This is a genomic window from Corallococcus carmarthensis (assembly GCF_003611695.1).
Taxonomy (GTDB): Bacteria; Myxococcota; Myxococcia; order Myxococcales; family Myxococcaceae; genus Corallococcus; species Corallococcus carmarthensis.
In genome coordinates, this window is the sequence record NZ_RAWE01000009.1 from 46,784 (window position 1) to 70,655 (window position 23,872).

21 protein-coding genes and 2 tRNA genes are annotated in these 23,872 nt (G+C 69.6%); 15 read left to right on the top strand and 8 right to left on the bottom strand.

Features of this window, described 5'->3' with window-relative positions:
* Window positions 1-27: 27 nt before the first annotated feature.
* Window positions 28-774: an FKBP-type peptidyl-prolyl cis-trans isomerase gene (locus tag D7X32_RS04400; protein WP_120601238.1), complete on the bottom strand. Its 747-nt coding sequence runs from the start codon at window positions 772-774 to the stop codon at window positions 28-30.
* Window positions 775-816: 42 nt separating this feature from the next.
* Between D7X32_RS04400 and D7X32_RS04405 the strand changes: the two genes are divergently transcribed.
* Entirely contained in the window at window positions 817-3,276 is a 2,460-nt protein-coding gene (locus D7X32_RS04405; RefSeq protein WP_120601239.1) for a hypothetical protein, read from the top strand.
* A gap of 9 nt (window positions 3,277-3,285) precedes the next feature.
* On the opposite strand, the gene D7X32_RS04410 is transcribed toward D7X32_RS04405, so the two are convergent.
* Window positions 3,286-3,924: a hypothetical protein gene (locus tag D7X32_RS04410; RefSeq protein WP_147450024.1), complete on the bottom strand. Its 639-nt coding sequence runs from the start codon at window positions 3,922-3,924 to the stop codon at window positions 3,286-3,288.
* 124 nt (window positions 3,925-4,048) lie between these two features.
* On the opposite strand from D7X32_RS04410, the gene D7X32_RS04415 reads away from it, so the two are divergent.
* The 14 genes from D7X32_RS04415 (at window position 4,049) to D7X32_RS04480 (ending at window position 15,840) form a co-directional block, all read left to right on the top strand.
* The gene (locus tag D7X32_RS04415; RefSeq protein WP_120601241.1) at window positions 4,049-4,381 is read left to right on the top strand and encodes a PilZ domain-containing protein; all 333 of its coding nucleotides are present in this window, start codon (window positions 4,049-4,051) and stop codon (window positions 4,379-4,381) included.
* Window positions 4,382-4,581: 200 nt separating this feature from the next.
* Window positions 4,582-5,385: an LPP20 family lipoprotein gene (locus tag D7X32_RS04420; RefSeq protein ID WP_120601242.1), complete on the top strand. Its 804-nt coding sequence runs from the start codon at window positions 4,582-4,584 to the stop codon at window positions 5,383-5,385.
* Window positions 5,386-5,469: 84 nt separating this feature from the next.
* A complete protein-coding gene (locus D7X32_RS04425) occupies window positions 5,470-5,835 on the top strand; it encodes a hypothetical protein (RefSeq protein ID WP_244238843.1) in 366 nt (121 codons plus the stop codon).
* 173 nt (window positions 5,836-6,008) lie between these two features.
* Window positions 6,009-7,193 carry an AI-2E family transporter gene (locus tag D7X32_RS04430; protein ID WP_208752308.1) on the top strand — a complete coding sequence of 395 codons (1,185 nt, stop codon included), beginning with the start codon at window positions 6,009-6,011 and terminating at the stop codon, window positions 7,191-7,193.
* Window positions 7,190-7,870 carry a uracil-DNA glycosylase gene (locus tag D7X32_RS04435; RefSeq protein ID WP_120601244.1) on the top strand — a complete coding sequence of 227 codons (681 nt, stop codon included), beginning with the start codon at window positions 7,190-7,192 and terminating at the stop codon, window positions 7,868-7,870. The genes D7X32_RS04430 and D7X32_RS04435 overlap by 4 nt, the downstream gene beginning before the upstream one ends.
* An 83-nt stretch (window positions 7,871-7,953) precedes the next feature.
* A tRNA-Val gene (locus tag D7X32_RS04440) sits at window positions 7,954-8,025 on the top strand.
* Between the two features lie 88 nt (window positions 8,026-8,113).
* The gene (thrS, locus tag D7X32_RS04445) at window positions 8,114-10,042 is read left to right on the top strand and encodes a threonine--tRNA ligase (protein ID WP_120601245.1); all 1,929 of its coding nucleotides are present in this window, start codon (window positions 8,114-8,116) and stop codon (window positions 10,040-10,042) included.
* Window positions 10,043-10,144: 102 nt separating this feature from the next.
* On the top strand, window positions 10,145-10,828 hold the full coding sequence (gene infC / locus D7X32_RS04450; RefSeq protein ID WP_120601246.1) for a translation initiation factor IF-3: 684 nt from the start codon (window positions 10,145-10,147) through the stop codon (window positions 10,826-10,828).
* A gap of 100 nt (window positions 10,829-10,928) precedes the next feature.
* Complete coding sequence (gene rpmI / locus D7X32_RS04455) at window positions 10,929-11,135, top strand: 50S ribosomal protein L35 (RefSeq protein WP_120555699.1); 207 nt, start codon at window positions 10,929-10,931, stop codon at window positions 11,133-11,135.
* 91 nt (window positions 11,136-11,226) lie between these two features.
* On the top strand, window positions 11,227-11,574 hold the full coding sequence (gene rplT, locus D7X32_RS04460; RefSeq protein WP_120601247.1) for a 50S ribosomal protein L20: 348 nt from the start codon (window positions 11,227-11,229) through the stop codon (window positions 11,572-11,574).
* Window positions 11,575-11,698: 124 nt separating this feature from the next.
* A complete protein-coding gene (gene pheS, locus D7X32_RS04465; RefSeq protein WP_120601278.1) occupies window positions 11,699-12,748 on the top strand; it encodes a phenylalanine--tRNA ligase subunit alpha in 1,050 nt (349 codons plus the stop codon).
* Between the two features lie 34 nt (window positions 12,749-12,782).
* Window positions 12,783-15,197 carry a phenylalanine--tRNA ligase subunit beta gene (gene pheT / locus D7X32_RS04470; protein ID WP_120601248.1) on the top strand — a complete coding sequence of 805 codons (2,415 nt, stop codon included), beginning with the start codon at window positions 12,783-12,785 and terminating at the stop codon, window positions 15,195-15,197.
* Between the two features lie 94 nt (window positions 15,198-15,291).
* A complete protein-coding gene (locus D7X32_RS04475; RefSeq protein WP_014397244.1) occupies window positions 15,292-15,678 on the top strand; it encodes an integration host factor subunit alpha in 387 nt (128 codons plus the stop codon).
* Between the two features lie 85 nt (window positions 15,679-15,763).
* A tRNA-Pro gene (locus D7X32_RS04480) sits at window positions 15,764-15,840 on the top strand.
* Window positions 15,841-15,978: 138 nt separating this feature from the next.
* Here D7X32_RS04480 and D7X32_RS04485 read toward each other — a convergent pair.
* The 6 genes from D7X32_RS04485 to D7X32_RS04515 form a co-directional block, all read right to left on the bottom strand.
* The gene (locus D7X32_RS04485; RefSeq protein ID WP_120601249.1) at window positions 15,979-16,506 is read right to left on the bottom strand and encodes a polysaccharide deacetylase family protein; all 528 of its coding nucleotides are present in this window, start codon (window positions 16,504-16,506) and stop codon (window positions 15,979-15,981) included.
* Between the two features lie 68 nt (window positions 16,507-16,574).
* Window positions 16,575-17,918 carry a nicotinate phosphoribosyltransferase gene (locus D7X32_RS04490; RefSeq protein WP_120601250.1) on the bottom strand — a complete coding sequence of 448 codons (1,344 nt, stop codon included), beginning with the start codon at window positions 17,916-17,918 and terminating at the stop codon, window positions 16,575-16,577.
* A 140-nt stretch (window positions 17,919-18,058) separates the two neighbouring features.
* The gene (locus D7X32_RS04495) at window positions 18,059-20,302 is read right to left on the bottom strand and encodes a Kelch repeat-containing protein (RefSeq protein ID WP_120601251.1); all 2,244 of its coding nucleotides are present in this window, start codon (window positions 20,300-20,302) and stop codon (window positions 18,059-18,061) included.
* 982 nt (window positions 20,303-21,284) lie between these two features.
* Window positions 21,285-21,482, bottom strand: coding sequence for a hypothetical protein (locus D7X32_RS04505; RefSeq protein ID WP_208752309.1), 198 nt, complete (start codon window positions 21,480-21,482; stop codon window positions 21,285-21,287).
* Between the two features lie 109 nt (window positions 21,483-21,591).
* On the bottom strand, window positions 21,592-23,010 hold the full coding sequence (locus D7X32_RS04510) for a hypothetical protein (RefSeq protein ID WP_147450025.1): 1,419 nt from the start codon (window positions 23,008-23,010) through the stop codon (window positions 21,592-21,594).
* Between the two features lie 132 nt (window positions 23,011-23,142).
* Window positions 23,143-23,778: a CHRD domain-containing protein gene (locus D7X32_RS04515; RefSeq protein WP_120601254.1), complete on the bottom strand. Its 636-nt coding sequence runs from the start codon at window positions 23,776-23,778 to the stop codon at window positions 23,143-23,145.
* Window positions 23,779-23,872 lie beyond the last annotated feature (94 nt).

The following is a 23,872-nucleotide window of genomic DNA, read 5'->3' on the forward strand; positions in this document are numbered from 1 at the left end:
TCGCATGCGGGCCCCCGTTGAAGCGGGTTACGGGGTGGTGGCGGTGTTGCCGGGGATGTCCACCAGCTCCACTTCGAAGGTGAGCACGGCGTTGGGCGGGATGCGCGAGCCCGTGGGCGGGCGCTCTCCGTAGGCGGTGCTCCCGGGGCAGGTGAGCTTCGCCTTGCCGCCGACCTTCATCTTCTGCACGCCCTGGGTCCAGCAGGGGATGACGCCGTTGAGCGGGAACTCCACCGCGAGGCCGCGCTTGTAGGAGCTGTCGAACTCCGAGCCGTCCACCAGCGTGCCCTGGTAGTGCACCTTCACGGTGTCGGTGGCGCGGGGCGACTTGCCGGTGCCGGCCTTGAGCTCGCGGTAGATGACGCCGGAGGGCAGCCGGTTGGCCCCGGGCTCCTTGGACGCGCGGTCCAGCGTGGCCACGTTGACCTGGGCCATGCGCGCCTTGGCGAGCGCCTGGATCTTCGGGGTGTACTCCTTCGGATCCACCGCGGGCGCGGTGCCGCTGAGCGAATCCTGGAGGCCGCGCTGGAGCAATTGCACCTCCTCCGGGGTGAGCGCGAGCGCCGTCACGCTCTGGCCCAGGGTGATGCCGAGCGAATAGATGGCCTTCTGATCATCCGTCTTGAGCTCCAGGGGTGCCGGGGCGGCAGGGGCGGCCTTCGCGGCGGCCTCGGGCGCGGCGGCCGGCTTGGAGGTCTTCGTCGGGGCCTGGGCCAGGGCGAGGCCCGGAGCACCGAGCATCAGGACCAGCGCCGCCTTCCACTGCATACGCATGCTTCCGCCTTTCACGAGAATGGGGGGACTATAGGGCCGCTCATGCGCTGCCGGTCATCCTTCGCGTTCGCGGTGCTGCTGGGAACACTCGCCACCCTGGCCTGTGGCGGGCCGACCGTGCCGGAGGACGACACGGTGTGTGGCCTGTCCTTCACGGACACGGGGAATGTGCGCGTCTTCGTGGTGGGGCACGCCTTCACGCTGGACGACGCGGCCTCGCTGGAGCACTTCGACGCATCCTTCCGCGAGGACGTGGTGCGCATCGCGCCGTGCCTGTCCTCGACGCGGCCCAACCTGCTGCTGTTCCCGGAGGACGCGGGGCTCATCGCCTGGTTCACGGGCCGCCGCGCGATGCTGGCGCGAGGCGCGGGCGACACGGAGCTGGCGTTCAACGCAATGTACTCGGGGTGGTTCCGCGCGGCGGATGAGTACCGGCGGCGCTTCCCGGGCATCTCCGCGGCCCGGTCGCTGACGCTCGCGTTGGGGGACCCGGCGTGGCGGGCCATGGAGCACACGTTCGGAGGCATCGCGAAGCGCTACGGCGTGTGGGTGATGACGTCCGCGAACGTGCCGTACGTGGAGGCGCGCCGCGACTCGGATGCGGTGGACCTGTTCCGCGACGTGGACGCGGACGGGGACGCGCCCGCGTACGTGGCCACGGGACCGGAGTGCTTCAACGCGGCGCTGCTGTACGCGCCGGACGGGACGCTCGCGGGCCGGAGCGACAAGGTCTACCTCACGGAGACGGAGGAGGAGGACCTGGACCTGAGCTCCGCGTCACTGGAGCGGCTGGGTGCGTTCGTGCTGCCGTTCGGCAAGGTGGGGGCGGCCATCTCACGCGATGCGTTCTATGCGCCGTTCCTCCAGCGGCTGGAGGACGTGGGCACGGAGCTGGTGACGCAACCGGAGGCGTGGAGTGGCTGGACGGTCGGGGATGAACAGGGCGGCTGGTTGCCGGACACCATCCTGTCGTCGGGATGGAGCCACACGCAGAAGTACCGGGGCTTCCGGTACAGCGCGGCGCCGATGCTGAGCGGCAACCTCTTCGACCTCGTGTTCGACGGGCAGGTGTGGGTGACGGGCAAGAGCACGCTGGAGCAGACGCCGCGCGCGTTCGTGGGAAGCCAGCCGTTGACGGGCTGGGTGGACGTGGGGCGGTGGACGTTCCCGGATCCGGTGGAAGCGGATGCATCGCTGTCACTGGAGGCACGACAGGCGCGGCTTCGCGAGGCAGGCGATGCCCTGGCTCCAGGGTCGGGGGACAAGCGGGAGGGGAAGTACGCGCGGAGCCTCATCGCGTCGGACCTTTCGCTCGCCGGGGATGGGCCGGGGCCGAAGGTGGCGGTAACGCCCACGGGTGCAGGACTGCCGTCGCGGGAGGTGGCATCCGTGGACGTGGGCGCGCAGACGAATCCCGAGGGTGCATACGACGCGGCGGGACGGCTCTACGTGGTCTTCAGCGACGCACGGAACGGCAGGCCTCAGGTGTACGTCACGACCCGTAATGACGATGGCCGCACGTTCACGCCCGCGCAGCCGGTGTCACCGGGCCCGGGCCGGCAGCTGCGTCCCTCGATCGCCGCTGGCCCTGCGGGCAGCGTGATGGTCGCGTGGCAGGAAGCGCGTGAAGGCGCGAAGGAAGTGCTGTGGACGGCGGCCTCCACCGACGGCGCGGTGAGCTTCAGCACGGCCATGCAAGTGGAGGCGACGGGTTCATCGCAGTGGGAAGCAGCGCTCGCGTGGCAACCAGGTACAACCCGCGTGGCGCTGGCCTGGACGGACTTCCGTGAAGGGCTCGCGCCGAAGGTCCGCATGGCGCGCTCGGAGGACGGGGGCCACACCTGGTCCGCATCCGCGCGAGTGGATCCGGGCAACACCGTGACCGACCGGCACGAAGGCTCGCAGCTCCAGCCCACGGTGACCTGGAGTGCCGAAGGCTGGTCGATGGCGTGGATCGACTACCGCGAGCGGGACTGGGAGGTGTACGCGGCGGTATCGACAGGGGAGGGGTTCACGGCCGCGGTGCAGGCGTCGCCGCCCTCCGAGGCGGAGACGCTGGCGAGCGATCCGCATCTGACCTCCGCGCCGGATGGCAGCGCGGTGCTCGTCTGGGACGACCTGCGTGAACGACGCGGTCACCACGATGTGCGCGGTGCGCGACGGGTGCAGGGTGTCTGGGAGCCACTGCCCCTCGTCGCCGGAGGCGCGGACACCGGAGCCTTCCTCAGCCGCTTCCGACCTTCGGTGGCCTGGGTCCGCGATGCGTGGCACGTCGTGTTCCAGGACCTGTCGCCGGGAAAGAGCGGGCTCGGCGTCGCGCGCATGTCACCGGTTGCCAGCACGTCCCTCGTCGATGCCGCACGGCTCGATGACACGGGCGCGTCCCCCAACCAGCTCACCCGGCCTCGTGTGGTCGCGCGTTCGGACGGAAGCGCGGGCGTGGTGCTCTTCGAGGACGACCGGGAAGGCTTCAGCCGCGTGCGCGTGACGGATCCGCTGTGACGCACGCCCTCACGGGCCGCCGAAGCGATAGCTGCCCCCCAGCACCAGTCCCAGCGCTCCACGCCCTCCAGGTGTGAGCCACTCCGCGCCAGCGACCGATGCGTCGTAGCTCGGCCAGTACCAGCCCAGCTCGACCTGGAGCGCGAAGCGTCCGAACGGAACCCGCGTTCCGGCGGCCAGCGACCACAGCACGTCCGACTCCACCACGTCGTACAGCGCGGATCCGGAGACGTACGTGAGGAAGCGCTCGCGCAGCAGCCAGCTCGCCGCGGCCGTCGCCTCGCCATGGAACAGCGCGCCCGTGTCCAGATCGCTGAACACGTAGCCACGTCCCGTCAGCGCCACCGCGGGCCGCCCGCCGTCCTGCGCCAGCGCGAGCCACGTCGCTCCCACATCCATCCCCGCCACACCCAGGAGCAGCGGCGTGAGGTGCGCATGAGCGCTCACGTCCCACCGATCACTCAAGCCGTAGCTCGCGCCCAATGTGGACAGGGGCAGGGGAACGGGCGTGCCCTCCAACCGGACCGCCGGTCCCCCCACGCCTGCCTCCAGCGCGAGCGTGCCCGCGGGCACGGGCCGCACGTGCGCCGGCAGTCCGCAGGCACAGGCCAATGCGAAGAATCCAGCGAGCGGAAAAACGCGGCGCATGCAGGCCAGCCTAGCGTGCCTGAAGGGCGCCGTTTTCTTGCGCGCATGACGTCTGAACGTACTGTGCCTTCAGGTTGCTGCACCCCCGCAGCAGCCTGTTGCATCAGCCGGAGGTCATGAGCCAATGAGCGAGAAGCGGAAGGCCAATCGAGCGCCCCTGGACATCTACCTCAACAAGTACATGGGTGGCGTGCCGTACATGACCCGCGCCGCGGACATCAGCCAGGAAGGTGTCAGCCTCTCGCGTCTCATCGAGCCCCAGCACGACGCGCGCCGCGTGGGCCTCCAGTTCCAGCTCCCCGGCTCCGAGGAGATCATCTACGCCGAGGGTGAAGTCGTACGCGAGTGGAAGGAACTGGGCCGCAAGGAGCAGTCCGGCGTCCGCTTCACGCTGCTCACCGAGCGGCACCGCAAGATGATCGACGCCTACGTCGACCGTCACACCGACGGCAACTGACGCCAGGCGTTACCCTCCGCGTGTGCCACCGCGATTGCGCGGTGCCACCGGCGGTTCGCGGTAGTCGCGCTGAGGTCGTCTGGCGGATCCGTGCGTTCCCCGGGTCGCCTTGACTTCGCGCGAAGTGACCCCCTTGAATGACCGGAGAGGTTCCCTGTGCGCTCGCCGACGTTCGGCGGCGACAACGGGAGGAGTGCTCCGTGAGGCGTTCGCTGTGGGGATTGTTGCTGGTCGTGCCGCTGACGGCGCTGGGCCAGGGCAAGGACGCGAAGGTCGCCGCACCCGCTGCTGAAGCCGCGCGCGGCGTGGGCACTCCGGGCATCAACTGGGAGGGCCAGGTCCTGCGCGCCACGGGCGCCGGGGCCCCGGACCTCAAGGCCGCCAACCCTGGCCAGGCCCGCCTGGGCGCCGAGCGCGCCGCGAAGCTGGACGCCTTCCGCAACCTGCTGGAGCAGGCCAAGGGCATCCAGGTGAGCGCCGGCCGCACCGTGGGCGACGAGCTGGCGCGCGACGAAGTGAAGGGCCGCGTCGAGGGCGCCATCCGCGGCTACAAGATCCTGGCCACGCGCTACTTCTCCGACAGCGGTGTGGAGATGGACGTGGAGGTGCCGCTCGCGGCGCTCACCGCGGCGCTGACGCCCGCGCAGGATCCGGCCATCGTGCTCAATGACGGCGCGGCGAAGTACACGGGCCTCGTGGTGGACGCGCGCGGGCTGGGCGCGAAGCCGGTGCTCGCGCCCAGGCTGGTGGACACGACGGGCAAGGCGCTCTACGGCGCCGCGGTGCTCACGGCGGAGGCGCGCGGCACCACGGGCGTCGCGGCCTGGTTCGACAGCCTGGACGCCGCCCGGAAGGCCTCGCGCGTGGGCGACAAGCCGCTGGTGGTGAAGGCCGCGCAGCTCCAGGGCTCCGACCTGGTCCTGAACGCGGAAGGCATTCGCGCGCTCACCGAGGCGAACACGCGCTTCCTGGCCGAGGGCCGCGTCGTCATCGTCACGCAGTAGCGCCGCCGTCCTGCGCGCCCGAGGAACAACGATGTCCCCGAAACCCTTCGCGCAGGCCGTGATGCCGTGAGGCCGCTCCGGAGGATGACGCTGGTGGGCCTGTCGGTGGCGTTGATGGGCGGCTGCGCGGCGAAGCAGGAACAGCCCGCGACTGTGGCCCGTGCGGAACAGCTGATGACCTCCAACGCGGCCAAGCGCGGCGACTTGGTGCTCCGGTGCGAACCCTCGGACGCCCAGGTGCTGCTGGACGGGGTGGAGCAGGGGGCCTGCAGCGACTTCGCCGGGGTGTCCCGCAGCTTGCGGCTGAACGACTCGGGCTTCCACCAGGTGGTGGTGAAGAAGCGCGGGTTCTATCCGTACACGACCTACTACGAGCCCAGCGGGGCCCGGGTGACGCTGAAGGTGAAGCTGCGGCCCCTGGCGCCGGAGGGTGGCGGCGGGTCTCCGTAAGGCTCCTGGTACAGCGTGGCCCCGGTCCCGCCAAGGCTGGCACCCTGGACCGCAAGGTGGCGGGCGACGCCCCGGGTGCGCTCATGGACCGCAATCAGGGGCCGAAGACGCCGTAGGATGGGCGGGGACAGGAGGCGGTCATCGGACGTCGCAAGAAAGGCAGTGAGCGCGCGGTGAAGGTCCCCCAGCCCATCGCGACCCCAGAGGTGTCCCCGGTGTTGCACGTGGTGCACCCGGAGCCCGTGCCCCCGGCCGGCGACCCCGCGGCCCTGGACGAGGCGGAGGCCCGCCGGGTCGACTTCGTCTGGTCCGGCGTGATGGTGGGCTCGCTGGCGCTGGTGTTCGCGCTCCTGTCCGTGTTCGGCGGGGTGGCGGTGCCGGTGCTCCTGGCGCTGACGGGCGCGTACGCGTTCAACCCGCTGGTCACGCTCCTGGAGAAGCGCGGCGTGGACCGCACCTGGGGCACGTCCATCCTCTTCTTCGCGGGCACGCTGCTGATGGTGGGCGCGGGCCTGTACCTGGTGCCGGTGTTCCGCGACGAAGCGGCGAAGCTGCCCGGCTTCTTCCAGCGCGCCAGCACCCAGGTGGTGCCGCAGGTGGAGTCGCTGCTGGGCGTGTCGCTGCCAGACCTGGTGAGCCAGCGCACCGCGGAGCTGGGAGAGAAGGCCTCCGAGCTGCTCCAGAGCGCGGGCCCCACGGCGGCGCGGCTGGTGGCGAGCTTCGCCGGCAACACCGCGCGCTTCGCGGCCACGCTGCTGGGCCTGTCCGTGGTGCCGGTGCTGGCGTTCTTCTTCCTCCAGGACTACCCGCGCCTCATGGGTCGCATCCAGGACCTGCTGCCGCGCCGCTCCGTGGCGCTGCTGAGCCAGCGCTTCCGTGAGGTGGACGAGGTGCTGTCCGCCTTCGTGCAGGGCCAGCTCACCGTGGGCGCCATCCTGTCGGTGCTCTACGCGGTGGGCCTGTCCGTGGCGCGCATCGACCTGGCCATCGCCATTGGCCTCATCGCGGGCTTCGGCAACATGGTGCCCTACCTGGGCACGGGCATCGGCGTGGTGCTGGCGGTGCTGGGCGTGCTCCTGTCGTGGCAGGGGCCGTGGCAGCTGGCGGTGGTGGCGGCGACCTTCATCATCGGGCAGTTGGCCGAAGGCTTCGTCATCACCCCGCGCGTGGTGGGGGAGAAGGTGGGCCTGGCCCCCGTGGCGGTCATCATCGCCGTGCTCGCGTTCGGTGAGCTGTTCGGGTTCGTGGGCATCCTCCTGGCCGTGCCTGCCAGCGCCATCCTCAAGGTCGTCCTCAGCGTCGTCCTCCAGCGCTACCGCCGCACGCAGCTCTACAAGGGGAGCGTGCAGGGGCCGTGACGAAGCTGGAGCAGCTGCACCAGGAGATGGTCGCGTGCCGGGCCTGTCCCCGGCTGGTGGAGTGGCGCGAGGAGGTGGCCCGCGTGAAGCGGCGCGCCTACCGCGACTGGGACTACTGGGGGAAGCCCGTCCCCGGCTTCGGCGACCCGAAGGCCCGGCTGATCATCGTGGGGCTCGCCCCCGCCGCGCACGGGGCCAACCGGACGGGGCGGATGTTCACCGGGGACCGCTCCGGCGACTTCCTCTTCGCGGGCCTGCACCGCGCGGGCTTCGCGAACCAGTCCCACAGCGAGCGCCGGGACGACGGGCTGAAGCTGACGGACGCCTTCATCGTCGCCGCCGGCCGGTGCGCGCCGCCGGACAACAAGCCACTGCCGGAGGAGCTGGCCCGCTGCGCGCCGTTCCTGGACCGGGAGATGGCGCTGTTGCCCGGCCGGGTGCTGCTCGCCCTGGGGGCCATCGGGTGGAACGCCGCGCTGGCGTCGGCCGCCCGCACCGGTGGCCCGTTGCCCACGCCCCGGCCCGCCTTCGGCCACGGTGCCGAGTTCCGGCTGCCGGACGGCCGATGGCTCGTGGGCAGCTACCACGTCAGCCAGCAGAACACGCAGACGGGGAGGCTCACCCCCGCCATGTTCGACGCGGTGATGAAACGCGTCCGCGCGTTGTTGGAGACGTGAACGCCGGGAAGAGAAGTGCCCGCGCTCATGTTCCTTGACAGGTGCGGGAGCCCGCTGTTATTCCCCGCGCCCATCCGCACGACGGGTCGTTAGCTCAGCGGTAGAGCACTACCTTGACACGGTAGGGGTCAGTGGTTCGATCCCACTACGACCCATCATCAGTAAGCGTTCCATCTCGCGGGCGGCCGGCTTTTCCAAAAGCCTGCCGCCCGTACTTTTTTCCAGCGCAGGGGTTTTTCCGCCATGTCCGAATCCATCACGGTGACGCTCCCCGACGGCAGCCAGAAGCAGACCGCCCGGGGCACGACCATCGCGGACTTCGTGAAGGGCAGCATCGGCGTGGGGCTCGCGAAGGCGGCCCTGTTCGCCCGGGTCAATGGTCAGGACGTCGACCTGTCCCGCACGCTCGACGAGGACGCGAAGCTGCAGATCTTCACGCCCAAGAGCCCTGAAGGCCTGGACCTGATCCGCCACGACGCCGCGCACGTGGTGGCCAGCGCCGTGCAGAAGCTGTTCCCCGGCACGCAGGTGACCATCGGTCCCTCGACGGAGGAGGGCTTCTACTACGACTTCTTCCGCGAGAAGCCCTTCACCCCGGAGGAGCTGGAGAAGATCGAGGCGGCCGCCAACGCGGAGCTCAAGCAGGACGCGCCCTTCGTCCGCACCGAAATCTCCATGGAGGACGCCATCAAGCTCTTCGAGGAGAAGGGCGAGAAGTTCAAGGTGGAGATCGTCAAGGACATCGCCGCCAAGGGCGCCAAGACGCTCACGCTCTACACCCACGGCGACTGGGTGGACTTCTGCCTGGGGCCCCACGCGCCCAGCACCGGGAAGATCGGCGTCATCAAGATCCTCTCCTCCAGCGGCGCGTACTGGCGCGGTGACCACCGCAACCCGATGCTCCAGCGCGTGTACGGCACGGCCTTCTTCGACAAGAAGGCGCTGGAGGCCTACCTCACGCGCATCGAGGAGGCGAGGAAGCGCGACCACCGCAAGCTGGGCAAGGAGCTGGACCTCTTCCACTTCCACCCGTACTCGCCGGGCGCCGCCTTCTGGACGCCCAAGGGCACCACGCTCTACCAGACGCTGTCCAACTGGATGCGCTCGCTCACGGCCGGTGACGGCTACGTGGAGATCAAGACGCCCCTGATGTTCAACAAGGGCCTCTGGGAGACGAGCGGCCACTGGGGCAAGTACAAGGAGAACATGTTCCTGGTGCTCGACAGCGAGTCCGGCGAGCACGACTTCTCCCTCAAGCCGATGAACTGCCCGTCGCACCACCTGTTCTACGGCTTCAAGAAGCACAGCTACCGCGACCTGCCCCTGCGCCTGCACACCCAGGACGTGCTCCACCGCAACGAGGCAGCCGGTTCCCTGGGCGGCCTCACCCGCGTGCGCCAGTTCGCGCAGGACGACGCGCACATCTACTGCATGGAGAGCCAGATCACCGACGAGGTGCGGCGCTTCGTGCAGCTGTTGGACCGCGTCTACAAGGCGGTGGGCCTCACCTACGCGGTGAAGCTGTCCACGCGCCCCGAGCAGCGCCTGGGCGATGACTCCCTCTGGGACCGCGCGGAAGGCGGCCTCAAGGCGGCGCTGGAGTCGCTGGGCCTCGAGTACGAGCTGGCCCCCGGCGACGGCGCCTTCTACGGCCCGAAGATCGACTTCGCCGTCTCCGACAGCATCGGCCGCAGGTGGCAGCTGGGCACCATGCAGCTGGACTACCTGGCCCCGGAGCGCTTCGACCTCACCTACGTGGGCGAGGACAACGCCGCGCACCGCCCGGTGGTCCTCCACCGCGCCATCTTCGGCTCCTTCGAGCGCTTCACCGCCATCCTCATCGAGCACTTCGCGGGCGCGTTCCCGGCGTGGCTCGCCCCGGTGCAGGCCACCCTCGTCACCGTGGCGGACCGTCACCTGGACTACGCCCGCAAGGTGCGGGACGACCTGCGCGCCAAGGGCTTCCGCGTGGAGCTGGACGAGCGCGGCATGACGCTCAACGCGAAGATCCGCGAAGCCCAGCTGCAGAAGATCCCGTTCACCCTGGTCGTGGGCGACAACGAGGTCGAGGCCGGCGCCGTGGCCCCCCGCCGCTACGGCGGTGAGGACCTGAAGACGATGAAGTTCGCCGACTTCGAGGCCCTGCTGCTGAAGGAAGCCACGCTGCCCTGAGCAGTGTGGGGGGACTTGACTCCCCGTCCGGGCTGGACTACTTGCGCGACTTCCGGGGATTGAGGCACGACCTCATCCCCCGAGTCGTCGGAGGGTCCTCCCATCGTTCGCGATCAGAGAACCAATCGCCGTATCCGAGCCCGGGAGGTCCGCGTCGTCGGACCGAACGCCGAGCAGCTCGGGGTCATGTCCCTCGAAGCAGCCCTGACGCGCGCCCAGGCGGACGGTCTCGACCTCGTCGAGATCTCCCCCATGGCGAAGCCGCCGGTCTGCAAGATCATGGACTACGGCAAGTTCAAGTACGAGGAGAAGAAGAAGGCCTCGGAAACGAAGAAGAAGCAGGTCGTGGTCCACCTCAAGGAGGTGAAGCTCCGCCCCAAGACGGAGGAGCACGACTACGAGTTCAAGGTCCGCAACGTCCGCCGGTTCCTGGAGGAGGGGAACAAGGCGAAGATCACCATCATGTTCCGGGGTCGTGAAATCACCCACAAGGAGCTGGGGAGCGCGATCCTGGACGATGTGACCAAGGACCTGAAGGAAATCGCGGTGGTGGAGCAGAACCCCCGGATGGAAGGGCGCCAGATGTTCATGATCCTGGCCCCCAACCCGAAGGTGGCCCAGCGCGCCCGGGAACTGGCCCGTCAGCAGGTGGAGGCGGCCGGGAAGAAGCAGGAAGGCAGGCCGGCGGACGTCAAGCCGGCGGGGGAGCGGGTGTCGGAGGTTCCGGCGGCGGTGGTTTCCGCAGCGGCTGTAGGAAACACTACCCCCATCGCATCAAAAGAGTGATAGAGGCTTCCGCCCAAAGCGTCCGGGAACCGTGCGTCCCGGACCGCCGTCAGTCACGAAGACTGCCGGCCGACAGGAAGCAGAAGGAAGGTTTGGGATCATGCCCAAGTTGAAGACCCGCAGCGCCGCGAAGAAGCGCTTCCACGTGAAGAAGAGCGGCCAGGTGAAGTTCGGCAAGGCGTTCAGCAAGCACCTGTTCACCTTCTCCAAGTCGCCCAAGCAGAAGCGCGGCAACCGTGGCACCAGCCACCTGCGCGACATGGACGCGAAGAAGGTCATCAAGGAGCTGTTCCCCTACGGCGCCTAGTCGTTCCTCGGGTTTGAACCAATCGTGAGTCCTGGCGGAGCGGCGTGAAGCCAGCGCCCCGGGGCCACCTTCCAGAAGTCAGGAGTGTGTCATGCGCGTCAAAAAGGGATTCAAGGCTCGTCGTCGTCGTAATCGCATTCTCAAGCTTGCCAAGGGCTTCCGCGGCCGTCGCAAGAACTGCTACCGCCGTGCGAACCAGGCCGTCGAGCGCGCCCTGGACTACGCCACCCGCGACCGCGCGGTGCGCAAGCGCAACTTCCGCTCGCTGTGGATCGTCCGCATCAACGCGGCCGCCCGCACCGTGGGCCTGTCCTACTCGAAGCTGATCGCCGGTCTGGCGAAGGCGAAGATCAGCCTGGACCGCAAGGTCCTGTCCGACCTGGCCATCACGGACCCCGCGGGCTTTGCCGCCATCGCCAACATCGCGAAGGCAGCCTGAGACACGGCCGGCGGTGACGCCGGCCCCCGAAGCTGAAACGGGCTGCCTCCACCAGGGGGCGGCCCCTTTTTTTTGCCCGGCGCTTGAGGCGTCCGGGGTGTGAATGGAAGGCGGGAAGAGGACCATGCGAGACCGGTTGCAGGCGTTGGCGGACGCGGCGCGCCAGGAGATCTCCGGCGTGTCGGAGCCCTCGCAGGTGGAGGCGTTGCGCATCCGCTACCTGGGCAAGAAGGGCGAGCTGTCCGCGGTGCTGGGCGGCATGGGCAAGCTGCCCCCGGACGAGCGGCGCGCCCTGGGTGAGATCGCCAACACCGTCAAGGCGGAGCTGGAGCAGCTCTTGGCGGACGCCACGCGGCGCGCGGAAGAGGCCGCGCTGGAGGCCCAGCTGAAGGGCCCCCGGCTGGACGTGACGCTGCCCGGGCGCGCGGTGCTGCCCGGTGGGCGGCACCCGGTGTCGCGCACGCTGGAGGACATCGTCCGGACGTTCGCGCGGCTCGGGTTCGAGGTGGCCGTCGGCCCGGAGATCGAGCTCGACTACTTCAACTTCGAGGCGCTGAACCTGCCCAAGGACCACCCCGCGCGGGACATGCAGGACACGTTCTACGTGGACGAGCCCACCCTGGGCCACGCGAAGAAGGCGGACAGCCCGTCGCTCTTGCGCACGCACACGTCGCCGGTGCAGGTGCGGCACATGCTGGCGCGCAAGCCGCCCATCCGCGCGGTGATGCCGGGCCGGGTGTACCGGCGGGATTCGGACATCACGCACACGCCCATGTTCCACCAGGTGGAAGGCCTGCTCGTGGACAAGGACGTGAGCTTCGCGGAGCTGAAGGGCACGCTGGACGCGTTCGTGAAGGCGTTCTTCGGTTCGGAGACGCGCACGCGCTTCCGTCCGTCGTTCTTCCCCTTCACGGAGCCCTCCGCGGAGGTGGACGTCACCTGTGCGTCGTGCGGCGGCAAGGGCTGCCGCGTGTGCAAGCAGACCGGGTGGCTGGAGGTGCTGGGCAGCGGCATGGTGCACCCGAACGTCTTCACCGCCGCGGGCTACGACCCGAAGGAGGTGACGGGCTACGCGTTCGGCATGGGCGTGGAGCGCCTGGCCATGCTGCGCTACGGCATCGACGACCTGCGGATGATGTTCGAGAACGACGCGCGCTTCCTCGCGCAGTTCTGATTCCAGCTTCCAGCCAGATGAAGAGGGTGATCCTGTGAAGATTTCGGTGAAGTGGCTGGGTGATTACGTGGCGCTGCCGCCGTCCGTGGACGAGCTGGCGCGCAAGCTGACCGCGGCGGGCCTGGAGATTGAAGGCGTGGAGCGCCCCGGCGAGGGCCTGCGCGGCGTCGTGGTGGCGCAGATCCGCGAGTCGGTGCAGCACCCCAACGCGGACAAGCTGTCCGTCACGCAGGTGGACATCGGCGGCTCCGCGCTGTTCCAGGTGGTGTGCGGCGCGAAGAACTTCAAGGTCGGCGACAAGGTGCCGCTGGCCACGGTGGGCGCGAAGCTGCCCAACGGCATGGAGATCAAGCAGGCCGCGCTCCGGGGCGTGGACAGCTTCGGCATGCTCTGCTCCGCGAAGGAGCTGGGCATCACGGAGGACTCGTCCGGCCTGCTCATCCTGCCCGCGGACACGAAGCTGGGCATCCCCATCGCGGAGGCCCTGGGGCTGGATGACTCCGTGCTGGAGGTGAACGTCACGCCGAACCGGCCGGACGCGCTCAGCCACCTGGGCATCGCGCGCGAGGTGGGCGTGGTGACGGGCGCCGCGCTGAAGCCGCCGCAGCCGAAGCCCGCCGAGTCCGGCAAGCCGGTGGCGGAGCTGGTGAAGGTGCGCATCGACGCGAAGGACCGCTGCTCGCGCTACGCGGCGCGCGTGGTGGAGGGGGTCACCATCCAGCCGTCGCCGCAGTGGATGCAGGACCGGCTGAAGGCGTGCGGCGTGCGCGCCATCAACAACGTGGTGGACGTCACCAACTTCGTCCTCCTGGAGTACGGCCAGCCGCTGCACGCGTTCGACCTGGAGAAGGTGGCGGGCCAGGAGATCGTCGTCCGCACCGCGAAGCCGGGCGAGAAGCTGCGCACGCTGGACGACAAGGAGCGCACGCTGGACGCGGACGACCTGGTCATCGCGGACCGCGACCGGGCGCAGGCGCTGGCGGGCGTGATGGGCGGCGGCGACAGCGAGGTCACGCAGGGCACGAAGCGCATCGTCATCGAGTCCGCGCACTTCCACGGCTCCGGCGTGCGCCGGTCCGCGAAGCGCTACGCGCTGCACACGGAGGCGTCGCACCGCTTCGAGCGTGGGGCGGACCTGGACGCGGTGCTGCCGGCGCTGGACCGGGCCGCGCAGCTCATCGCGGAGCTGTCGGGCGGCACGGTGGTGCCGGGCCGGGTGGACGTGCAGCCCGAGCCCCTGGCGCCGCGCCGGGCGACGCTGCGCTACGCGCGGGTGGAGAAGGTGCTGGGCGTGGCGGTGCCGGAGGCGGAGGTCCGGCGCATCCTGACGGCGCTGGGCTTCAAGTCCGTGGAGGAGGCGCAGGGGCAGACGACGTACGAGGTGCCCCGGGCGCGCGTGGACGTGGAGCGCGAGGAGGACCTGATGGAGGAGGTCGCCCGCGTGTACGGCTACGACAACATCCCGGCGCGGCTGCCGCGCGGGCTGGAGACGCTGGCGCCGGAGCCCCTGTCCATGGAGGCCGAGCGCCGGCTGCGCCACGCGCTGGGCGGCGTGGGCCTGTCCGAGGTGGTGAACTACTCGTTCGTGGCGCCGAAGTCGCTGGAGGTGCTGGGCGGGAAGGAAGCCCCCATCGCGCTGCTCAACCCGCTGAGCGTCGAGCAGTCGGTGATGCGCACCAGCCTGCTGCCGGGCCTGCTGGAGAACCTGTCGCGCAGCGTGCGCCATCAGGTGGAGTCCGTGGGGCTCTACGAGACGGGCCGGGCGTACTTCCGGGACGCGCAGGGCGGGCAGGGGATGCGCCCCGCGGCGCGTGAGGTGCCGCGCGTGGCGGGCCTGGTGTGGGGCCTGCGTGGCGGTGGCCGGAGCTGGACGCAGAAGGACTCGCGCGTGGACTTCTACGACGCGAAGGGCGCGGTGGAGGCGCTGCTGCACGCGCTGCACGTGGAGGGCGTGACGTTCACCCCGGCGGAGGCGCCGGCGTACCACCCGCGCAGCTGCGCCCAGGTGGCGCTGAAGGACGGGACGGTGCTGGGCCTCTTGGGGGAGGTGCACCCGCGCGTGACGAAGGCGCTGGGGCTGCCGGAGGGCGTGTTCGTGTTCGAGCTGGACACGGATCCGCTGTACGCGGCGGCGCGGCTGGTGCCTCAGGCGGAAGCGCTGCCCAAGTACCCGGCGGTGCTGCGCGACCTGGCGGTGGTGGTGCCGCTGGAGCTGCGCAACGAGGAGGTGCGCCGGGTGATTCTGGAGGTAGGGGCGCCGCTGGTGGAGGACGCGCTGGTGTTCGACGTCTACACGGGCAAGCCCATCCCCGAGGGGAAGAAGAACCTGGCGTACGCGCTGAGGTACCGCTCGCCCGAGCGGACGCTGACCGACGCGGAGGTCACGGCGGCCCACCAGCGCATCATCGCGGAGGTGAACCAGCGCCTGGGGGCGGCCCTGCGCGCCTGAATTCCTGAATGAAGTCAGGACGTTGACACGGTTCGGGGAAGGCTGACACCATGCCCCGCGTTCACCGGCCATTCACGGGTGCCAGAGGACTCGCATGACGAAAGCGGACATCATCGAGGGGGTCTACGAGAAGGTCGGCTTCTCCAAGAAGGAGTCGGCGGAGATCGTCGAGCTCGTCTTCGACACCGTGAAGGAGACGTTGGAGCGCGGGGACAAGATCAAGATCTCCGGGTTCGGAAACTTCCAGGTGCGCCAGAAGAAGGCGCGCGTGGGACGCAACCCGCAGACGGGCAAGGAGATCGAGATCAGCGCCCGCCGGGTGCTGACCTTCCGGCCGAGCCAGGTGTTGAAGAGCGCCCTGAACGGCGAGGCGCCGCCGGAGAACCACGCGGAGATCGACGCGCAGGAAGAGGCGGCGGCGGACGCGGCGGAGGCCCGGGGCGAGGACTTCGACGAGGGAATGGAAGAGGGCGACGAGTAGGTTTTTCACCGGCGCCCGTCACCTCGCGCTTGACCCAGGAAAGCGGCGAGGGCATAAGGGCGCACCGTTTCACGACGGCGGTTTTCGGGGCGTAGCGCAGCCTGGTAGCGCACTTGCTTGGGGTGCAAGTGGTCGCAGGTTCAAATCCTGTCGCCCCGACCAAATAGAGGCCCTGGAGTTTCCGGTGCAAGCCGGTGACTCCAGGGCCTTTGTTTTTGGATCCGAGTCTCGGGCCGGCGAGTGGAACAAGCGGGGCGCGGCCCGATCCGAAGGGTGCTCCACGCTGGGCGCTCGTGCGCCTCATCGCGCATGAAGGCGCTCATGCGGATGGGCCGGTGTTCGCCCCGCCCTGGTGGGTTGCATCGAGCCACGCGCGTGCGCTGCCTTCGACGTCACCCTCAGCCCCGCGTTCATCAGGGCCACGCGGTCGTCGCACACCTGGCGACGCTGCGAGTCCACGTCCAGCGTGGGGAGCTGGACATGGGACACCGTGTGGCCGCCCACTTCGTGACCGGCGGCCTGGAAACGCCGGATCTGATCAAGTGTCAGGTAGCCCGGGATGCCGAGCCGCCCGCTGCTGACGAAGAAGGTCCCGCGCAGACCGCGTGCCTCCAACAAGGAGGCCGCGTTGACCTGGCTGGCCCTCGCGTCATCGAAGGTGAGCGAGACGACGAGCTGCCCGGGCTCCAGGACGAGGCGCGGCGACTGCTGCTCCAGCGCGTCTTCGGGCCCGGAGCCCTGGCACGCCAGGGTCATCAAGAGAGGAATCACGAGCAATGACAACTCAAGCGCGCGGACAGGCCGGGGGGCGCGGAAGAACGGGGGCATGGTGCGTGCTCTTCTCGGGCTGCCCAGCGGCCCGGAAGCACGGCGCGGCTGCTCACGGATGAGCACAATCAGTGCGCTGCCAGTCGCTCGCGCAACCCGGTGACCACCCGCTCTTTCGATTCGCTCAGCGCGGGACTCACGTCCACCGGATAGGACGGCCGTACCGGCTCCAGCCTCCGCATTTCCGGAGGCAGGCTCGCCAGGGTCTCCCGCGCGTGCGCCCGCAGCACCGTCAGCGGTGGAGAGGCGCCCTCCAGCCGCCGGCCCGCGTGCATCACCCGCCGCAGCAGGGGACGCCCCGGCAGCACCTCGTCATGGCACGCGAGCACGTCCCGCCTCGCCACGCCGTCCTGCTCCTCGCGAAACACCTGCTTGCGTCCGGGTAGCAGCACCTTGCCCGGTGACAGCTTGAGCCGCCCCCGGCCCGCGTACTCCACCAGCTTGTAGGCCATGTCCAACGAGGGCGCGTCCTCGGACACTCCCATGGACGTCCCCACACCGAAGGCATCGATGGGCGCCTGCTGCGCCAGCAGCCGCGCCACTTCGTCCTCGTCCAGCCCGCCGCTCGCGAGGATCCGCACGCGCTCCAGCCCCGCGGCATCCAGCAGCGTGCGAGCCTGCTGCGAGAGCGACGCCAGATCCCCTGAATCCAGCCGCACCGCTTGCACGTGGAAGTCCGGCCCGAGCTCCCGCGCGAGCGCCACCACCTTCCGCACGCCCTCGAGCGTGTCGTACGTGTCCACCAGCAGCGTCGTTTCAGGGAAGCGGTGGACGTAGGCGCGGAAGGCGGCGAGCTCGTCGTCGTGCGCCTGGATGTAGCTGTGCGCCAGGGTGCCCGCCACGGGGATGCCGTAGCGCTGCGCGGCTTGAAGGTTGGACGTGGCGCTCACCCCGGCGACATGGGCCGCGCGCGCCACCTTGAGGCCCGCGTCCTCGCCGTGCATGCGCCGCACGCCGAAGTCCACCACCGGCCGGCCACGCGCGGCCTCCACCACCCGCGCCGCCTTGGAGGCCGCCAGCGTCTGCAGGTGCACCTGGTTGATGAGATACGTCTCCACGAGCTGCGCCTCGGGCAGGGGCGCCACCACCTCCAGCAGCGGCTCCTGGCCGAAGACGGGGGTGCCCTCGGGCACGGCGTGAACGTCCCCGGTGAAGTGGAAGTGCTCCAGCCAGTCCAGCAGCCGCCGGGAGAAGCGCCCCAGTGACTCCAGCCAGGCGAGTTCCCCGGGGGAGAAACGGAGCGTCTCCAGATAGGTGAGGGCCTGCTCCAGGCCGCACGCCAGCAGGAAGTTCCGGCGTGCGGGCAGCCGGCGGACGAAGAGGCTGAAGGCCGCCTCCTCGTGGAGCCCCTCGGCGAGGTAGGCGTCCACCATCGTGAGCTCATAGAGGTCCATGAGGAGCGCCGGCACCATGGGTTTCCTCCCTCCGCGCAACTGTCATGAAGGTATGGCCACGGGCTGTGGCCCGGGAGCGTCCTCCGCGGAAGTCCTCCCTGGGATACCCGCCACGGCGAGCACCCTCCCATCGAGTGTCAGGTGAAGGCGTGCGCGTCTCATGGCGTGAAGACCTCCGCCGACTCCTCGTCCGTTTCGGTGTTGGGGGGTGTTCCGGCGACGAGCGCCCTGCCGTCGAGCAGCGCCGTCACCGAGTACCCGCTACGAAGGATGGCCGGCGCAGGGGCCATGCTCCACGTGCCCGAGCCCGGTTCGTACAACTCCGCCACCCAGCTCACGACGAATCCCCTGCCGTCGAGCAGCCGCACCGCCGGGCCGCCAATGGGCTCGAGCGGCATGGCCGTCAGGCTCCAGGTGTTCAGGACGGGGTCATACAACTGCGCCGCCCTGCCTCTCACGTCGAGCACGTTGCCCGTGGGCAGCACCACCGGCCAGACACCGAGGGGCGCGAGCGGAGGACCAGTCGGGCTCCAGGTGCTCGTGGCCGGGTCATACACCTCGGCATCGGCTTCTCCCGTGGTGAGCACCTTGCCCGTGGGCAGCACCGCCGCCGAAAAAGAGTGGGGGGCGGCCATGGCCCCCGCCGCGCTCCAGGTGCCCGTCGCCGGGTCGTACACCTCCGCGGACGTGAGGCCGCCGCTCATGTCCTCGCCTCCCGCCACGAGCACCTTGCCGTCGGGAAGCAACGCCGCCAGGTGTCTGGCGCGGCCCTGGGCCATGGAGCCTGTCGGCGTCCAGGTGTTCGTGGCCGGGTCGTACAGCTCCGCCCGCGCGGAATAGAACTCGAAGCCCTCGCCTCCCGCGACGAGGACCCTGCCGTCGCGCAGCAACGTCGCCGAGTGGTAGAGGCGGCGCACGTTCATGAGCGGGCCCGGGGTCCAGGTGTTCGTGACCGGGTCGTACAGCTCCGTCGTTGCGAGGAAGAAGCTCAATTTCTGGGCACTTCCCCCCGCGATGAGCACGCGGCCATCCGGCAGCAGCGTCGCGGTGTGGCCCCACCGGGGCCCGCCGCCCATGGGGCCCGTCGGATTCCACTGTCCCACGAGGGCACAGTCCGGCAGCCCCGCCACCGTGAAGCTCCGGGTGGCCGTGAAGCCAAAGGCATTCGTCACGGTGACGGTGATGGACGGAGTCGTGCCCGGGCGGATGCACACGGGCGCCGTCCAGGTGATGCGGCTGTGGTTGCCGACCTGCGCCGGAGCGCCTGGCGTGCCGGTGGTGGCCTGCCAGGAGAAGGTGAGCGCGGAGCCCTGCGGGTCGCTGGCGGCCACCTCATACGTGAGCACCTCACCCGGGTTGGCGGTGTCCGCGGAGCGGTAGGAGCGCAGGATGACGGGCTCAAGCGGGTTGACGGGAGGCGTGTCACTGACGCACAGGGCGACGGTGCCCGTGTTGTGCCCTCCGCGTCCGTCGGACACGGAGACCGTCAGCCGGCAGTTGTTGCAGGCCCCGGCGGGCACGAGCGACGGCGTGAATTGGCCGAGGGCGGAGGTTTCATCGGTCCAGGTGCCCGGGCATGACGCGCTCCAGGCGTAGGTGAGGTTGTCCTCGTCCGGGTCCGTGGCCAGCGCGAAGACCGTGGTCATCTGCCCGACGGAGAGTCGCGTCGCCGTCGCGGTGATGGAGGACACTTCCGGTGCGCTGTTGAAGGAGATGGACAGCTCGGCCTCGCCCTCGCCGTCAGGCACGACGTTGACGCGCAGGAGCGCGCTGGAGGCCAGGCCGCGCGAGTCCGTCACGGTGAGCGTCAGCGTTTGAAGCCCGGTGGAGGCGGGCGCCGTCCATGTGGTGTCGCGCTCGGAGGGCGAGGAGATGGAGCCCGCGGTGGCGCTCCACGCGTAGCTGAGCGTGTCCTCCGGGTTCGGGTCATGGGCAGAGGCATAGAGGGAGACAGTACCTCCGGCCGCCACGGTGCTCGGATAGACCGTGACGAAGTCGATGAGGGGCGCCTCGTTCTCGAACGGCGGCGGTGGATTGAGCTGCTGGAGGGTGATGGCGACGAAGGTCGTCTGGTTCGCGAGGATGGAGACGCCGTCGGCGGAGCCGGAGAAGAGCAGGGTGCCCGAAGCGTCATAGGCGCGTGCGGCGAAGGCACGGCCGGTGCCCGCGGGGATGTTGCCGATGGTGCCACCCCACACGCCATTCGTGGGCGCCAGGTCCACCCAGACGGTACGGATGTCCGGCCCGCCCGAGGCGACCGCGACGCGGGCGATGGTGGATGAGAGGGGTTGTGGCACCGACACGGCGAACCGCGCTGTTCCAGTGTCCCCCGTGGTGTCTCCACAGCCCGCGCACAACACTGCCGCGAGCGCCAGCATCAGGTGAAGGCCTGCTCTCTTCATGCTCATCCCCCTCGCCGCGAGCGTGATGCTCGCGAAGCAGTCACAGTGGATGAGATGATTTGAAACGGAGCGCGAGAATTCTCATCCTGATTGCGATTGAGGCGACTATCCAGGATTGGAGGCATTGCCGCCTATGACCCGGACATGTGGTTCGCCGTCATTTGGCGGACGACGGGGGAGCCTTTTCGGGCCTCTGGCGTCGTCTGTCTCAGCCCGACACTCTCTGCGTCCGCTTCGTCTCAACGCCGAGCGTGCCTCGCTCGTGGAGTTCGATTCATGCCCAAGACAATCGTTCCCCTCTGGTGGTCCTGGGGGCTGGTGTCGCAGGCGGCATTCAGCCAGGCGATGAGGTCGCGAAGGGCATTCTGCGTAGGGTTCAGAAGCTCGTCCCAGCGGAAGGCCTTGGCCTCGGGACTGGCGGTGGGTGTGAACAGGCGGTGAGGCGTTTCAGTCTGGGGACGCGGTTCCAGGGAGAAACCATGGCAAGCGGAGCCACCCCGTGAACCAGGCAAGGGGGGACGGAGCGAGGAACGGCCGGGGCTGGGATGCCCGTGCGTCCCCTGCCAGGGGCGCTGGCAGGCGCCCCGGATTCCCCTGGCTGGAGACAATGGCTAACAGAAAGGTATGGACCTGACGGCTGGTGTCGCGACCCAAGGCTCGCCGAGGCAGGCGCGCTTGAAGACAGACGTCATGGAGCAGCTCTCATCACTGCTCGGCGATGTCCAGATGAAGCAGCGGCGGAAGAAGCGGTTGCTCTCCACCATGCAGATGCTCTGGGATGAACTGGAGACGCACGTCTCCCAGCTTCAACTGTGCGCCATCCGGTTGAGCACCGAGAGCCCGCTGACCCAGGAGCAGGCGTTCATCATCCAGCAGTGCATCCAGCGGCTGACACGGGCCCGGGAAAGCATCGACCGTCGCTGGAGGCAGCCCTTCTGCTTCTGGCAGTGGTGCATGACGTGGAGGCGCGCGCCCGAGGTCGTCATCGGTCCGGATGAAAGGACACGAACTCGTTGCGCGCGGCGGTCAGCGGAATGGACCGCTGGACGCGCGGGTGCGTCTCCGGGCGCACCTTCACCATCGCGCTCTCGGCCCAGATGGCTGGACGCGAAGGATGTGCCAAGGCCAGCTGGCTCCCCAGCAACAACAGGCAGGCCAGTCCCAGTTTGATGGAGTGCATGACCTCCCAGGCTGGGCGCTGAGAGGAATTGCGGCAATCCCTCTCAAGAGCCGATGCCTGTGGGGCACCTGACACCGGGATGGCACGTGGGTGCTTTCCCCTGGGTGCCTCACGGATACAGGCGCAGGAGGAACGGATCAAAGATGTCCGGCGTGGTGGGCTGGAGCGTCCCCGTGCCGAAGTCCACCGGGCCGCGGAAGCCGCCCGTCACGGCGACCTCCCCCTCGCGCGAGACGGACAGGCCGCTGAAGAGCGTGGTCTCCTCGGGGAAGGTGCGTACCCAATCGCGTGCTCCCTCCACACGGTCGTACTTGTTGACGAAGGCATACAGCGAGGACGTCGGGGGCAGCGGGCCGGAGCCCACGTCGTCCCCCGGCATGGCCACGCCGAGCACCGTCATGTGGTCCTCGTGGTCCGAGCGCACCTGGAAGACGTTCCCGCCCAGCTTGCGGCCCCAGCGGTCCTCCCCGTCGCGCGTCAGCGCGAGCACCATGCCCGCGCTGCCCACCGCGGGCGCGATGAACGTGCGCCCGCCGAAGTGGAAGCGGCCCGTGAAGCGGCCCACGGGCACCACGCGATTGCCGTGCACCGCGATGTCGCTGAACCGGCTGAGGGCGGTCGCATCCTCCAGCGTGCGAGACCAGACATGTTGTCCGGAGGGGCTGAAGCGGGCCACCACGGCCGTCTCCACACCCGGCGCGGACGGCTGCAGCGGGCCGCCGCCGAAGTCCGTCGCCTCGTCGAAGGAGCCGGCGATGTAGAGGTGATCCTGCTCGTCCGTGGCGACGCCTCCGAGGAAGGCAGTGGCCGGGGAGGCGAAGACTCTGTCCCACAGCCACGTCCCCTCGCGGGTGTACTTCACGAGGAAGGCGGAGACGGGGCCCGTGGTGCGCGGCCCGCCGCCGAAGTCCGCTGGCCCCTCCACGGCGCCCGCGAGGATGACGTGGTCCCCGCTGTCGACGGCCAGCCCGGGAGAACCGTCGTAGTTGCCTCCCAGGTTGCGCACCCAGCGCACCTGGCCCTCGCGCGTGAACTGCACCAGGAAGAAGCCCGTCACCGTGACGCCGCCGAGCACCACCGGGTGTGACGTGTTGCCGCGCACGGTGATGTTGCGCTGGCGGTCCGTGGCGGCGACCTCGAAGTAGGTGTCCGGGAAGAGGGCCCCCGCCGCCGCGCCATAGCCATGGGACCACAGCAGCCGCCCGTCGCGCGCGTACTTCACGATGAAGGCGTTGGCCCCGGACTCCGCGGCGACCGCTGGCAGCGGGCCTCCGCCGAAGTCCGGCGAGCCCTCGTACGTGCCGACGACGATGTTGGCGCCGTCCCGGTCCGTGGTGACGTCACCCGGCAGGACGTCATCTCCCGGAGAGCCCACGCCCCGGCGCACCCAGCGCGTCTGGCCCCCGGCATGCCGCGTCTCCAGCGAGTCCTCCGAGGCCCGTGCTCCGGACGTCTCCTCGGGGCCCTGGCCACAGCCCGCGCCCAGCGCCACGCCCAGGCTGAACACCGTGAGGGCCCACACCTTCATGCCTGTCATTGCCGCCTCCCGCCCACCGGAACCCGCGCCAGGGATGGGCGCGGTGCGGAAGGGAGGGTTGGCAATGCCAGACGCCCCGGACACCCGTGCGGAGGTCGCACGGGCGTGTCGCCGCGAACCGTGTCAGGGCTGCGCGGCGTAGAGCTGGCCGCGCATCTCTCCGTAGTAGGTGTGCGCCTTGGTGTGGAGGTTGAAGTAGAGCACGCCCTTGCGCGCCAGGGACTCCAGGCCCGCCAGCGTCTTCGTCTGGGTGGGCAGGAAGCCCAGCTCCGCGGGACAGCTCTCCGGCAGGCCGGACTTCATGCCCTTCATGTCCTTGATGAAGGTGATGTTCTCGTTCTTGAGCTCCAGGGTGAACCTGCCGTCGACGACCGTCTTCGACAGCGCGCCGGCCTCCCCCAGGTCCACGATGATGGGGCCCAGGACGCCCGGCGGGCCGCAGTGGATGTGGAACATGAGGATGTCCTCGGGGTTCACCCCGGTCATCTGCACGTCCACATAGGCCCGGGTCAGGTCCTTGGTGAACCGCAGCTGGCCATGGCCCCTCGACTTGCGCTGCTCCCGCGGTGTCGAGGGCGCGGTGGCGCCGAGGCTCTTCTGCAGGAGCTTCGGCGTCTCCGACTCCTCGCCGGGCTGCTGCGCGGGGCTCAGGAAGGCCTCGTAGACCGTGTAGGTCGTCGCGCCGAGCGAGGGATCCCCGGCGTGGGCGGACAGCGTGAAGAGGGCGGTGGCGAGGGCGAGAGGCAGCGGCTTGCGCATGGTGGGCTCCAGCGGAACGAAGACGCTGGATCCGTAGCGCGTGCGCCGGACGCCGGATGGCCGCAGGTGGACACCGGGTGTGCCGCTCCTGGCC

What these genes read in the sequence shown, in the direction of transcription:
- D7X32_RS04400 (WP_120601238.1), bottom strand. Translation starts at nt 774, where the DNA reads ATGCGTATGCAGTGGAAGGCGGCGCTGGTCCTGATGCTCGGTGCTCCG.
- D7X32_RS04405 (WP_120601239.1), top strand. Translation starts at nt 817, where the DNA reads ATGCGCTGCCGGTCATCCTTCGCGTTCGCGGTGCTGCTGGGAACACTC.
- D7X32_RS04410 (WP_147450024.1), bottom strand. Translation starts at nt 3,924, where the DNA reads ATGCGCCGCGTTTTTCCGCTCGCTGGATTCTTCGCATTGGCCTGTGCC.
- D7X32_RS04415 (WP_120601241.1), top strand. Translation starts at nt 4,049, where the DNA reads ATGAGCGAGAAGCGGAAGGCCAATCGAGCGCCCCTGGACATCTACCTC.
- D7X32_RS04425 (WP_244238843.1), top strand. Translation starts at nt 5,470, where the DNA reads ATGACGCTGGTGGGCCTGTCGGTGGCGTTGATGGGCGGCTGCGCGGCG.
- thrS (WP_120601245.1), top strand. Translation starts at nt 8,114, where the DNA reads ATGTCCGAATCCATCACGGTGACGCTCCCCGACGGCAGCCAGAAGCAG.
- rpmI (WP_120555699.1), top strand. Translation starts at nt 10,929, where the DNA reads ATGCCCAAGTTGAAGACCCGCAGCGCCGCGAAGAAGCGCTTCCACGTG.
- rplT (WP_120601247.1), top strand. Translation starts at nt 11,227, where the DNA reads ATGCGCGTCAAAAAGGGATTCAAGGCTCGTCGTCGTCGTAATCGCATT.
- pheS (WP_120601278.1), top strand. Translation starts at nt 11,699, where the DNA reads ATGCGAGACCGGTTGCAGGCGTTGGCGGACGCGGCGCGCCAGGAGATC.
- D7X32_RS04475 (WP_014397244.1), top strand. Translation starts at nt 15,292, where the DNA reads ATGACGAAAGCGGACATCATCGAGGGGGTCTACGAGAAGGTCGGCTTC.
- D7X32_RS04485 (WP_120601249.1), bottom strand. Translation starts at nt 16,506, where the DNA reads ATGCCCCCGTTCTTCCGCGCCCCCCGGCCTGTCCGCGCGCTTGAGTTG.
- D7X32_RS04490 (WP_120601250.1), bottom strand. Translation starts at nt 17,918, where the DNA reads ATGGTGCCGGCGCTCCTCATGGACCTCTATGAGCTCACGATGGTGGAC.
- D7X32_RS04495 (WP_120601251.1), bottom strand. Translation starts at nt 20,302, where the DNA reads ATGAAGAGAGCAGGCCTTCACCTGATGCTGGCGCTCGCGGCAGTGTTG.
- D7X32_RS04505 (WP_208752309.1), bottom strand. Translation starts at nt 21,482, where the DNA reads ATGCACTCCATCAAACTGGGACTGGCCTGCCTGTTGTTGCTGGGGAGC.
- D7X32_RS04510 (WP_147450025.1), bottom strand. Translation starts at nt 23,010, where the DNA reads ATGAAGGTGTGGGCCCTCACGGTGTTCAGCCTGGGCGTGGCGCTGGGC.
- D7X32_RS04515 (WP_120601254.1), bottom strand. Translation starts at nt 23,778, where the DNA reads ATGCGCAAGCCGCTGCCTCTCGCCCTCGCCACCGCCCTCTTCACGCTG.